This is a genomic window from Haemophilus sp. THUN1692, assembly GCF_059704395.1.
Map to the genome: position 1 here is coordinate 1 of NZ_AP046579.1, position 12,535 is coordinate 12,535.

13 protein-coding genes and 1 pseudogene are annotated in these 12,535 nt (G+C 36.6%); 11 read left to right on the forward strand and 3 right to left on the reverse strand.

Annotated features, from left to right (window positions below; translation table 11 throughout):
• The 11 genes and pseudogenes from AC6H0A_RS00005 to rlmC form a co-directional block, all read left to right on the forward strand.
• A partial coding sequence (locus tag AC6H0A_RS00005) for a surface lipoprotein assembly modifier (protein ID WP_005639998.1) occupies positions 1-1,446 on the forward strand: 1,446 nt, incomplete at its 5' end.
• 181 nt (positions 1,447-1,627) lie between these two features.
• Positions 1,628-1,762 (forward strand): 50S ribosomal protein L34, encoded by a 135-nt coding sequence (gene rpmH / locus AC6H0A_RS00010; RefSeq protein WP_005539760.1) that lies wholly within the window; start codon positions 1,628-1,630, stop codon positions 1,760-1,762.
• Between the two features lie 12 nt (positions 1,763-1,774).
• On the forward strand, positions 1,775-2,134 hold the full coding sequence (gene rnpA / locus AC6H0A_RS00015; protein WP_044232159.1) for a ribonuclease P protein component: 360 nt from the start codon (positions 1,775-1,777) through the stop codon (positions 2,132-2,134).
• A complete protein-coding gene (gene yidD / locus AC6H0A_RS00020) occupies positions 2,098-2,358 on the forward strand; it encodes a membrane protein insertion efficiency factor YidD (RefSeq protein ID WP_005639992.1) in 261 nt (86 codons plus the stop codon). Before rnpA ends, yidD begins: the two co-directional genes overlap by 37 nt.
• Positions 2,358-3,986: a membrane protein insertase YidC gene (yidC, locus tag AC6H0A_RS00025; protein ID WP_005639989.1), complete on the forward strand. Its 1,629-nt coding sequence runs from the start codon at positions 2,358-2,360 to the stop codon at positions 3,984-3,986. Before yidD ends, yidC begins: the two co-directional genes overlap by 1 nt.
• Before the next feature lie 160 nt (positions 3,987-4,146).
• A complete protein-coding gene (gene mnmE / locus AC6H0A_RS00030; RefSeq protein WP_044232155.1) occupies positions 4,147-5,505 on the forward strand; it encodes a tRNA uridine-5-carboxymethylaminomethyl(34) synthesis GTPase MnmE in 1,359 nt (452 codons plus the stop codon).
• 191 nt (positions 5,506-5,696) lie between these two features.
• Positions 5,697-7,565 carry a peptidylprolyl isomerase gene (gene ppiD, locus AC6H0A_RS00035; protein WP_005639983.1) on the forward strand — a complete coding sequence of 623 codons (1,869 nt, stop codon included), beginning with the start codon at positions 5,697-5,699 and terminating at the stop codon, positions 7,563-7,565.
• Positions 7,566-7,643: 78 nt separating this feature from the next.
• A complete protein-coding gene (gene hinT, locus AC6H0A_RS00040) occupies positions 7,644-7,994 on the forward strand; it encodes a purine nucleoside phosphoramidase (protein WP_005639981.1) in 351 nt (116 codons plus the stop codon).
• Positions 7,994-8,344, forward strand: coding sequence for a YcfL family putative periplasmic lipoprotein (locus tag AC6H0A_RS00045; RefSeq protein WP_005639979.1), 351 nt, complete (start codon positions 7,994-7,996; stop codon positions 8,342-8,344). Before hinT ends, AC6H0A_RS00045 begins: the two co-directional genes overlap by 1 nt.
• Before the next feature lie 3 nt (positions 8,345-8,347).
• A complete protein-coding gene (gene nagZ / locus AC6H0A_RS00050; RefSeq protein WP_005639977.1) occupies positions 8,348-9,400 on the forward strand; it encodes a beta-N-acetylhexosaminidase in 1,053 nt (350 codons plus the stop codon).
• Positions 9,397-10,570: pseudogene (gene rlmC / locus AC6H0A_RS00055) on the forward strand (23S rRNA (uracil(747)-C(5))-methyltransferase RlmC). The gene nagZ and the pseudogene rlmC overlap by 4 nt, the downstream one beginning before the upstream one ends.
• 370 nt (positions 10,571-10,940) lie before the next feature.
• Here the strand turns inward: rlmC and crp are convergent.
• The 3 genes from crp to slmA are packed head-to-tail and all read right to left on the reverse strand — an operon-like array spanning position 10,941 to position 12,532.
• Positions 10,941-11,618, reverse strand: coding sequence for a cAMP-activated global transcriptional regulator CRP (crp, locus tag AC6H0A_RS00060; RefSeq protein ID WP_005639971.1), 678 nt, complete (start codon positions 11,616-11,618; stop codon positions 10,941-10,943).
• Between the two features lie 23 nt (positions 11,619-11,641).
• Positions 11,642-11,854, reverse strand: coding sequence for a YheU family protein (locus AC6H0A_RS00065; protein WP_070046986.1), 213 nt, complete (start codon positions 11,852-11,854; stop codon positions 11,642-11,644).
• A 21-nt stretch (positions 11,855-11,875) separates the two neighbouring features.
• Positions 11,876-12,532 (reverse strand): nucleoid occlusion factor SlmA, encoded by a 657-nt coding sequence (gene slmA / locus AC6H0A_RS00070; RefSeq protein WP_005639969.1) that lies wholly within the window; start codon positions 12,530-12,532, stop codon positions 11,876-11,878.
• Positions 12,533-12,535: the final 3 nt, after the last annotated feature.

A 12,535-nucleotide genomic window follows, 5' to 3' on the forward strand; every position in this document is an offset into this window, starting at 1 on the left:
ATGAAAAATGGCGTAAAACAACTTTCTCTCTTATCATTAATAGGCTTAACATTAACGAATGTAGCTTGGGCAGAAGTTGCACGTCCTAAAAATGATATATTGACAAATACAATTCAAAGTGCGGAATTAAAAACCTCCTCTTTTTCTTCTATGCCTAAGAAAGAAATACCAAATAGGCATATTATTTCTCTTTCCAAAAGCCAATTAGCACAACATCCAAGACTTGTTTTGCGTGGGTTAATTCTTGCTTTATATCAAAATAACACTCAGGCAGTTCAACTGTTATTACCACTATATAAACAATTTCCTCAGCAAGATAATTTCTTACTCACTTGGGCAAAGGCTATTGAAGCTCGTGAACAAGGTGATTTAACTCAATCTATTGCTTATTATCGTGAATTATTCGCTCGAGACGCATCTTTACTACCTTTACGTTATCAATTAGCTCAAGCTCTATTTTTTAACTATGAAAATGAATCTGCCAAAATTCACTTTGAAAAATTACGTACAGAGGTAGATGATGAAAAATTTTTAGGTGTTATTGATCAGTATCTTTTAACACTAAATCAGCGGAATCAATGGATATGGCAAGTAGGATTAAATTTTTTAAATGATGATAATTTGAATAATGCTCCAAAAAGTGGCACAAAAATTGGTAATTGGACCGCTTGGAAAAAAGAAAGTGGGCAGGGTGTAGGGTATTCTTTATCGGTAGAAAAAAAATGGCAGTGGGCAGATCATTTTTTTAGTAAAACTATGTTTAATGGAAATGGAAAATATTATTGGGATAATAAAAAATACAATGAGGCTACTTTGCTTATAGGTGGTGGTTTAGGCTATCAAACTGCCTCAGTTGAAGTCTCGTTGATTCCTTTTAAAGAAAAACGTTGGTATGCAGGCGGTAGCTCTGGAACGAATACAATGAAGCAATATGTGGATAAATTAGGTATTCGTTTAGAAATGGTAGATTGGCTAAGTAAAACTTGGCAAATTTCTACCGCACTTGAGTATGGAAAATCTCGTTATAAAATCCGAAAACATTTAGATGGTAATTATTATTTCGTTTCATCAACATTATTTTATTTACCTAAAAGCACCCAATTTTGGTTTGTTGGCATGGATTTTCATAGAGAAAATACACAAGCATTAGATAATGCTTATCAACAAAAGACATTGAGACTTGGTTGGGGGCAGGATTGGCCTCATGGTATTTCATCACGTTTTACTTTTAGTTATGCTAATCGAGTGTACAGAGAGAAAGATTTTATTGGTATACAGCAAAAAAATCGCGAATACACAACCACAATTACTTTATGGCATCGAAATATACGTTTTATGGGGCTAACACCCAAATTATCGTGGGATTATCAAAAATCCACCAGTAACCATGCTTTTTATCGTTATGATAAAAATAGAATTTATCTCGAAGTTGGAAAAACATTTTAAGGTTGAAAAGTTGTAACCTAACCTTTGAGGTATCTCTAACTTTAGCAAAGTGCATATATTTTTTAATATTCGTTTGAAGTTTTTTTAAAAATTTCTGTTTCTTATTTGACGAACGCGTATTTTATGATTAAAATTACGCTCTATTTTTATTAACTCATAATCTGGATTTAGGTAGATTACAATGAAACGTACATTTCAACCTTCTGTATTAAAACGTAGTCGTACTCACGGTTTCCGTGCTCGTATGGCAACTAAAAATGGTCGTCAAGTTTTAGCGCGTCGTCGTGCTAAAGGTCGTAAAAGTTTATCTGCATAATCACCGTTCTTAGTGGTTAAGCTGAACTTTTCAAGGGAGTTACGTTTGTTAACTCCCGTTGAATTCAAAAATGTCTTCGAACAACCGTTCAGAGCTAGCACTCCAGAAATAACCATCCTTGCCAGAAAAAATAATCTTGAGCATCCTCGCTTAGGTTTGACTGTGGCTAAAAAACACTTAAAACGAGCCCATGATCGTAATCGTATTAAACGCTTAGTACGAGAAAGTTTTCGTTTATCGCAACATCGTTTACCAGCATGTGATTTTGTTTTTGTTGCAAAAGGTGGTATTGGTAAGCTTGATAATAGCTCTTTTGTGCAAATCTTAGAAAAATTATGGCAACGACACGTTCGTTTGGTGCAAAAATCTTAATTGGATTTATTCGTTTCTATCAAGTTGCTATTAGTCCTCTTATCGGACCGCGTTGTCGGTTTGTGCCCACTTGTTCTTGCTATGGCATTGAAGCGTTAAAAACACATGGATTGTTAAAAGGTAGTTGGCTTACTCTAAAACGTGTATTAAAATGTCACCCCTTGAACGCTGGTGGATTCGATCCTGTTCCACCTAAAATCAATAATAACGATGAGAAAAAATAATGGACTCAAGACGTAGCCTATTAGTGTTAGCGCTAATTTTTATTTCTTTCCTTGTTTATCAGCAATGGCAGTTGGATAAAAATCCACAGGTGCCAACTGAGCAAACAACTTCAATGACTGCCAATTCTGATGTTCCGGCAAGTTCTCCTTCTTCTAATTCACAAGTTGTAGCAAATTCTCAAACTCATGGTCGTATTATTACCCTTGAAAACGATGTATTCCGTTTGAAAGTTGATACTTTAGGCGGTGATGTAATTAGTTCTGAATTACTAAAATATGATGCTGAATTGGATTCAAAAACACCGTTTGAGTTATTAAAAGACACTAAAGAACATGTGTATATTGCACAAAGTGGTTTAATTGGTAAAAATGGTATCGATACTCGTTCTGGTCGTGCGCAATATCAAATTGAAGGTGATAATTTTAAATTAGCAGATGGTCAAGAATCTCTTTCTGTGCCTCTTCTTTTTGAAAAAGATGGTGTGACCTATCAAAAAATCTTCGTATTAAAACGTGGTAGCTATGATTTAGGCGTAGATTACAGGATTGATAACCAAAGTGCTCAAGCTATTGAAGTCGAGCCTTATGGTCAATTAAAACATTCTATTGTTGAAAGCTCTGGTAATGTAGCAATGCCAACTTATACTGGTGGCGCATATTCTTCTTCAGAAACTAACTATAAAAAATATAGTTTTGGCGATATGAAGGATAATAATCTTTCTATTGATACTAAAGCTGGTTGGGTTGCAGTATTACAACATTATTTCGTATCGGCTTGGATTCCTAATCAAGATGTAAATAATCAACTTTACACAATTACAGATACTAAAAATAATGTCGCTTCAATCGGTTATCGTGGTCCAGTTGTGACAATTCCTGCTGGTGGCCAAGAGACGATTACAAGTTCATTATGGACTGGCCCTAAACTTCAAAACCAAATGGCTACTGTAGCAAATCACTTAGATTTAACAGTTGATTACGGTTGGGCTTGGTTTATTGCTAAACCGTTATTCTGGTTATTAACCTTTATTCAAGGGATTGTATCTAACTGGGGTTTAGCGATTATCTGTGTAACAATCGTTGTGAAAGCAATTTTGTATCCACTTACGAAAGCACAATATACATCAATGGCTAAAATGCGTATGTTGCAACCTAAAATGCAAGAAATGCGTGAACGTTTCGGTGATGATCGTCAACGTATGAGCCAAGAAATGATGAAACTTTATAAAGAAGAAAAAGTAAATCCACTTGGTGGTTGTTTGCCAATTCTTCTTCAAATGCCAATCTTCATCGCGTTGTATTGGACATTTATGGAAGCAGTTGAATTACGTCACGCTCCGTTCTTTGGTTGGATTCAAGATTTATCAGCACAAGATCCTTATTATATTTTCCCTATTTTAATGGGTATCTCAATGTTCTTGTTGCAAAAAATGTCGCCAACACCAGTGACTGATCCAATGCAGCAAAAAGTGATGAACTTTATGCCATTAGTCTTTATGTTCTTCTTCTTATGGTTCCCTGCTGGTTTAGTGTTGTACTGGTTAGTTTCTAACTTAATTACAATTACACAACAGCAATTAATTTATCGAGGGTTAGAGAAAAAAGGGTTACATTCTCGTAAGAAATAATCACTAACTGGCAAAAAGAAAGGCACGAATAGTGCCTTTCTTTATTATTTGATCTTAATATATTCCGCATTTTGTAGAGATAGAGTTTCTTTTTAGTAGAAACAGGGATAAGCGTTATCCCTCTAAATTAAAAGTGCGGCTAGATTTTAAAGAGTTTTTTATGAAAGAAACAATCGTTGCTCAAGCTACTGCGCCAGGTCGTGGTGGTATTGGGATTTTAAGAGTCTCTGGGCCTTTAGCAACGGAAGTTGCACAAGCGGTGTTGGGAAAATGTCCTAAGCCAAGAATGGCTGATTATCTCCCTTTTAAGGATGCTGATGGCACTGTTTTAGATCAAGGGATTGCCCTTTACTTCAAATCACCAAATTCATTTACAGGTGAGGATGTATTGGAATTGCAAGGCCACGGTGGGCAGGTTGTATTAGATTTATTACTCAAACGTATTTTACAAATTGATGGAATCCGTTTGGCGAGACCGGGTGAGTTTTCTGAACAAGCTTTTTTGAATGATAAATTGGATCTTGCTCAAGCTGAAGCCATTGCTGATTTAATTGATGCAACATCAGAACAGGCAGCACGCTCTGCATTAAAATCTTTGCAAGGTGAATTTTCAAAGAAAGTAAATGAACTAGTTGATTCTGTGATTTATTTGCGCACCTATGTAGAAGCGAGCATTGATTTTCCTGATGAAGAAATTGATTTCTTGGCGGATGGAAAAATTGAAACAAACTTACGCGGTATTATTAATCAGTTGGAAGATGTTAGCTCTGAAGCCAAACAAGGTTCTATTTTACGTGAGGGCATGAAAGTGGTGATTGCCGGTCGTCCGAATGCGGGCAAATCGAGTTTGCTTAATGCGCTTGCTGGTCGCGAAGCGGCTATCGTAACGGATATTGCGGGTACAACACGCGATGTATTGCGAGAGCATATTCATATCGATGGTATGCCATTGCATATTATTGATACCGCGGGTCTTCGAGATGCAACCGATGAAGTCGAGCGCATTGGCATTTCTCGCGCATGGACGGAGATTGAACAAGCCGATCGTATAATTTTGATGTTAGATAGTAGCGATCCTGAAAGTGCAGATTTAAGAAAAGTGCGGTCAGAATTTTTAGCAAAATTACCCACAACGTTGCCTGTCACTATTGTTCGAAACAAAATTGATTTAAATAGCGCACAAGCAAGCGAAAGCGAACAGGACGGTTATCAAATTATTAGTCTTTCCGCTCAAACGCATGATGGTATACAACTTTTACGTGAGCATTTGAAACAAGCAATGGGTTTCCAAACTGGCATGGAAGGGGGCTTTTTAGCTCGCCGTCGTCATTTAGATGCACTTGAGAAAGCTTCAGAGCATTTGCAAATCGGTTTGGTTCAACTTACAGAATTTCACGCGGGAGAACTTTTAGCGGAAGAATTACGTTTAGTACAAACTTACTTGAGTGAAATTACAGGAGAATTCACATCTGATGACTTGCTAGGTAATATTTTTAGTTCTTTCTGTATTGGAAAATAGAAAGAGTAAAGCGCGGTCATTTTCTTGGGCAAAAATTTAGGATAAAAGCGGCGATTTTTGGTGGCATAGTGCTGATTGCAATTGGTATTAGCTTGCTTTATGAGCGCGGTGTTTTTACTTTTTAAGATGCTAATTTTCTACGTTTAGATTATAATCGGGGAAAATTTTATATTTATAACAAGGGTTATTGAATGTTAATTGAAAAAATGCATCACTTAGCAAATTCAAAAGTTTCTAAGTTTATTTTGGGTTTGATTACTTTATCTTTTTTAGTCGGAGGTATGTCTGGCTATCTTTTTAGTTCAAATGATACTTACGCTGCAAAAGTTAATGGTGAAGTGATTTCGCAACAAGGTTTTTTAAATCGCTACAACCAAGAATTTGAGGCTCGTGCACAACGCGAAGGCGAAGCATTTATGGCTCAATCAGATTCTCCAGAATTTGTTACCGCACTTCGTCAAAGCACCATCAATCGAATGATTGATCAAGAATTGCTTCGTCAATATGCGAAAGAATTAAAATTAGGCGTCAGTGATGAAATGATTAAACGAGCAATCGTGACAGATCCTAATTTTCAAGTTAATGGCAAATTTGATAATGGTGTTTATCAGCAAGTATTACAACAAAATCGTTTAAGTTCAGATGGTTATGCGGCTATTTTACGTGGTGCATTAACTCTTGAACAAATGCAAAGTGGTGTTGCTAATAGTGAATTTATCGTGCCTGCTCAAGCAAAAAATACCGCAAAAGTTTTCTTCCAAAAACGTTCAGCGCGCTTAGCGACGTTATCTCTTACTGATGAAATGGCAAAGCAATCGGTATCTGATGATGAAATTAAAGCTTATTACGAAGCTAATCAAAAATCTTTTGTTCAGCCAGAACAAGTGAAGGTTCAATATATTGATCTCTCAGGTAGCCAAATCGAAAAAGGTATCGAAGTTAAAGATGTCGAAATTGCGCAATATTATCAAGATAATAAAGCCCAATTTATGACTCAGCGTTTATCGCATATTCAATTTGCAAATGAGCAAGACGCTAAGGCTACTTACGATGAATTACAAAAAGGTGCAAATTTCGCTGATGTAGCTAAAGCTAAATCTTTAGATAAAGTTTCTGGTGAGAATGGTGGTGATTTGGGTTGGGTAAATGCAAATGAATTACCAAAAGCCTTTGAAGATGCCGCAGCTGCATTGCAGGCAGGGCAATATAGCCAGCCAATCAATGTGGATGGCAATTACCATATTGTTTTAGTGCAAGAACGTAAAGCTCAAACTTTAGATGAAGTGAAAGCACAGGTTGCTGATTTAGTGCGTAAATCCTTATTAGAAAATCGTTATTACGCAATTGAAAAGCAAGTGCGTGATAAGGCTTTTGAAGATAGCAAATCGCTGAGTACCGCTGCACAAGTTGCAGGTGTTAAAGTTCAAGAGAGCGATTATTTTTCTCGTCAAAATGTGCCTGCAGAATTAAATTTCCCAAATGTAGTTTCTGCTGTTTTTGAGTCTGATATTGTCAATGGTGGCGCTAATTCAGAGCCTTTGAATGTCGGTGATTATCACTCTATTGTTGTACGTGTGTTAGATCACAAACCTGAAGGTGTGAGAACATTGGAAGATGCGAAAGCGGATATTGAAATGTTCTTAAAACGCCAGAAGGCTGAAAATGTCCTGAATGAAAAAGCACAACAAGCGGTGAAAGCATTAAGCGAAAATGCTGAATCGAAAGTGGATGGAATTAATTTCTCAAGTGAGCAAACTTTTACTTTAAGTGAAAATAAAGATCCAATTTTAACAAATGGTGTATTCTCAATTGCTAAACCAGAATCAGGTAAAACGGTTTACCAAGTTGCTCGCAATCATAAAGGCGATGTGGTTATTATTGCTTTAAATAAAGTAGAAGACGGCATGTTTAACGATAAAGAATTAAGCCAATTTAGTGCTCAATTATTACGTACAAGTCAGGCAGAAGTTCAAGCGCAATTAATGCAAGGATTGCGTGAGAGAGCAAAAATTGAAGTAAATGATTCTTTCATCAATCAAGATGATGAAGCTCAGCAATAATTGATTAAATTGCAATCTCAGATAAATTTTGATAAAAAGTGCGGTAAATTCACCGCACTTTTTTATAGGGAGCAAACAATGGCAGAAGAAACAATTTTTAGTAAAATCATCCGTAAAGAAATTCCTGCAAATATCGTCTATCAAGATGAATTAGTCACAGCGTTTCGTGATATTTCACCACAAGCTAAAACACATATTTTGATCATTCCAAATAAAGTAATCCCAACAGTAAATGATGTGATGGAGCAAGATGAAGTAGCGCTAGGTCGATTATTTAGCGTAGCGGCTAAGCTCGCTAAAGAAGAAGGCATTGCAGAAGACGGTTACCGCCTAATTGTGAATTGTAATAAACATGGTGGGCAAGAAGTATTCCATTTACATATGCATTTAGTCGGTGGTGAACCTTTGGGTAGAATGTTAGTTAAATAATGAAAAAATATTTTTTAATTTTGGCGAGCCTTGTGCTCGCTGCTTGTTCAAGTTCAGTAGAAAACTTAACTTATTCAACGAAGCCGATTTTGAATATCACATCTAATCTTTCACCTTTAATTCAAGTTGAAACGAATCAAAAATCAGCGCTTATAAAAAATAAAAGTCAGCAACGTTTGAATATAAGTTACTACTTGTACTGGTACGATCATTTAGGGGTAACCCAGACTTGGGAAAATCAGCAAGAGAGCTATTCCGCTCAATTTTTGCTAAAACCACAAGAAGAGAAATCGATCGATTTAATTAAACCTACTGTAGAAAGTAAAAATTATCGCCTTTATTTAAAATAATTTATGAGCACGTTGTTAATTGATTTAAAAGGAAAAGAGTTGGAACAAGAGGAAGTTGAGCTACTTTCTCACCCTCTTGTTGCGGGATTGATTTTATTTACTCGAAATTTTGAAGACAGAGAACAAATTCAAGAATTGATTCGTTCTATTCGTCAACGAGTGAAAAAGCCTTTATTGATTACGGTGGATCAAGAAGGTGGACGAGTTCAACGTTTCCGCGATGGATTCACAATGTTACCTTCAATGCAGGCTTTTCAAGAAACATTGTCAGCAACTGAACAAGTGAGTTTTGCTAAAGAAGCAGGTTGGCAAATGGCGGCAGAAATGATTGCCTTAGATATTGACTTGAGTTTTGCGCCGGTGTTGGATTTGGGGCATGAATGTCGAGCGATTGGTGATCGTAGTTTTTCATCTGATGTAAAAAGTGCGGTAAATTTAGCAACCGCTTTTATTGATGGTATGCATCAAGCAGGTATGACCTCTACAGGTAAACACTTCCCTGGTCATGGTCATGTATTAGCCGATTCTCATTTAGAAACGCCTTATGATGATCGCACAAAAGACGAAATTTTTAGTGGCGATCTCCAACCTTTCCAGCTGTTGATTTCACAAAATAAACTTGATGCCATTATGCCTGCGCATGTCATTTATAGACAATGTGATAGTCAACCAGCAAGTGGTTCAGAATATTGGTTGAAAGAAATCTTACGAAAACAATTAAATTTCCAAGGTGCAATTTTTTCCGATGATCTCGGTATGAAAGGCGCAGGTGTAATGGGCGATTTTGTGGAGCGTAGCAAAAAAGCGCTCAATGCAGGTTGTGATCTTTTGTTACTGTGCAATGAGCGTGAAGGTGTCATTCAAGTATTAGATAATCTAAAACTTGATGAAAATGAACCGCACTTTATGGCTCGTCAAGCTCGCTTACAAAATTTATTTAAACGTAGAGTGATCAAGTGGAATGACTTGGTTTTAGATCAACGTTGGAAACTGAATCATCGAAATCTCGCAGATATTCAAGGCCGTTGGCTAGATATTCAGGCTGCAAGAAAATGATTGATTGTCGATATTATCAACAAAATGAATGTCGTTCTTGTCAATGGCTTGAAATACCTTATAGTCAGCAGCTAACTGAAAAACAACATCATTTAAAGCAGCAATTGATTCCTATTAATTGCGATGGAGCTCAATGGTTGGCTCCTTTTGAATCTGATGAACAAGGCTTTCGTAATAAAGCTAAGATGGTTGTTAGTGGTAGTGTTGAACGCCCGATACTGGGCATTTTAAAAAATCCTAATGTCCACAAAGCGCGATTGATTTGTGTGATTGCCCCCTTTATTCAACTCATTTTTCATTGATTTTTCCGGTTTTGAAGGATTTTATTGGCCGTGCTGGTTTAGTACCTTATAACATTACTAAACAAAAAGGTGAGCTTAAATATATTCTGCTCACAGAAAGTATCGCGACGGGAAAATTAATGTTGCGTTTTGTGTTGCGCACAGAAAATAAATTGCCATTAATTCGTCGAGAATTACCCAAATTATTGGAAAAATTACAGCACTTAGAAGTGGTTAGCATTCATTTACAACCACAACACGCAGCCATCTTAGAAGGTGACAAGAAATTTTTCTGACAGAACAACAATTTTTACCTGAGAATTTCAACGGTATTCCGCTCTTTATTCGCCCACAAGGTTTCTTTCAGACCAATCCTAAAGTGGCGGCGGGATTATATGCAACCGCTAAGCAATGGGTGAGCGAATTACCAATTTATAAAGTCTGGGATTTATTTTGTGGTGTGGGTAGATTTGGCTTACATTGCGCTAAAGCTTTACAGGAAAAATGGGGAAAAAATATTGAGTTGACTGGAATTGAAATTTCCTCATCAGTTATTTTGGCAGCGAGTTATTCCGCTAAAATATTAGGTTTAGAACATGTAAATTTCCGATCCCTCGATGCGGCGAGTGTGATGAAAAATCAGGATGAGAATAAGCCAGATCTTGTGATTGTAAATCCACCACGTCGTGGAATTGGAAAAGAATTAAGTGAATTTCTTAACCAAATTCAACCGCACTTTATCTTGTATTTCAGCTGTAATGCCGTGACAATGGGTAAAGATTTACAGCATCTCACTTTTTATAACCCATTGAAAATTCAACTTTTTGATATGTTTCCGCAAACATCTCACTATGAAGTATTAGTTTTACTAGAAAGAAAAGAAGATTAATTAAGGTGAGATAGAAAAAACTAGGGAATTTGAAAGAAGGGTGGTGGAACTAAGCAGAATTGGTCTTAACAGCAAGTGGCTTACTGCACGCATCCCTGCGGGATTTCTACCTAGCCCACCATAGATTAGAAAATGCATCTTGGCGTTCTAGCTTTTGCGGCATAAAACTATGCAATAAGGTTATAAACCTTTAAAAGCCACTATATCGGGAGACCAATCCTGTCTTCCCACTATACTTGTAAGAAGTTGAATAATGATAGAATCCTTTATATTAATTGTCAATTAATGTTTTGAATATTATTTCCAATTAAACAAAAACCATCCAAATTGATTTTGGATGGCTTCATTTTGAATGATTTATGATGAAAAATTATCTTGTGCCATATACAACGATGGTTTTTCCATGAGCGTGGATAAGATTCTGATCCTCTAACATTTTAATAATACGTCCTACAGTTTCTCGTGAACAACCAACCATTTGCCCTATTTCTTGACGTGTAATTTTGATTTGCATCCCATCTGGATGTGTCATTGCTTCAGGCTGTTTAGCCAAGTTCATTAGTGTTTGAGCAATACGACCAGCCACATCTAAGAATGCTAAATTACTGACTTGGCGTGAAGTATTTTGTAAACGCCTTGCCAATTGTGCGGTTAAAAACATTAAGATTTCCGGGTTGGCTTGAATTAATTGACAATATTTTTTATAAGAAATTTCAGCAATTTCACATGTTGTTTTTGTTTTTACCCAGGCAGAGCGTTTTGATCCTTCATCAAATAATCCTGCTTCACCAAAGAATTCTCCTGCGCCTAAATAAGTAAGGATCATTTCTTTTCCTTCATCATCTTTTGAAGACACCATTACAGATCCTTTAATGACGTAATAAAGCGTTGTGGCATCTTCACCTGCATGAATTAAAGTTGATTTTGCAGGATATTTATGCAAGTGGCAGTGAGTAAGAAACCAATCTAAAACTGGATCTCGTTGAGTTATCTCTTCTTCTTGAGGGGAGGTTACAACTTCATCAATTTCGGTTAATTCATTTGACATTCGTGCTCCTTACATTCCTGTTTCTAAAATTCCGTTTTATTTTTGATGTCAATGGATTCATGCAATTCAGACCATACAATCACCGCAATTCCATTGCGAATTTGAGTCAGTAAAAGTTGTTTTTTTTGGTTGAGTGAAAGTTCTTCTATACCGTAATCGGTTCCTTCGCGTAAAATTACGCTTTCTACGATATTATCTAATGTTTCTGCTTCCAGTTCTTGCCAAGGAATAATCATATATTTACTCGGTAAAGTCAATTAGGTAAAAAGTGGCTCGATAAAACGCCATTGTTGTTCGAAAGACTGGCTTGCATTCAGACGGAAATTAGTACGAACATAGCGCATAAATTGTCCTTCACATAGTGTCACTAAATGCGAGGCAATTATGCGTTCATCTACATTAAAGCCGCGTCCTTCACGCAATTTTCGCATCTGTAAAATATTGACAAACTGCATTTCAAGACGATTAAAAAATTGCGCGACTCGAACTTGTAATTGCGCATCTTCAAACATTAATGCATGGCCCGTTAGAATTCGGGTTAACCCAGGATTTTTACGGGCAAAATCTAAGATCGTTTGTAAAATATCATGAATGCGATTCATTGTTTGGGTTTCGTTACGCATAGAAGCGGTAATACGGCTTAATAAGGTATTTTCGATGTGCTCGATTAAGGCTTCAAACATTTTTGTTTTGCTTGGAAAGTAACGATATAACGCAGCTTCTGATACCCCAACTTCTTTTGCTAGACGAGCTGTTGTCATACGCTCCATACCGCGTTCGGAATGAAGCATATGTATCAACACAGTCAGCACTTGTTGACGACGTTCTTTTACCGTTCTTTTTTCAATTTTTGGTGTTTCAATTTTAGGCGCAATCTCTTCCACGCCCGATAAAGATAATTGTTCTTCTACCATAAA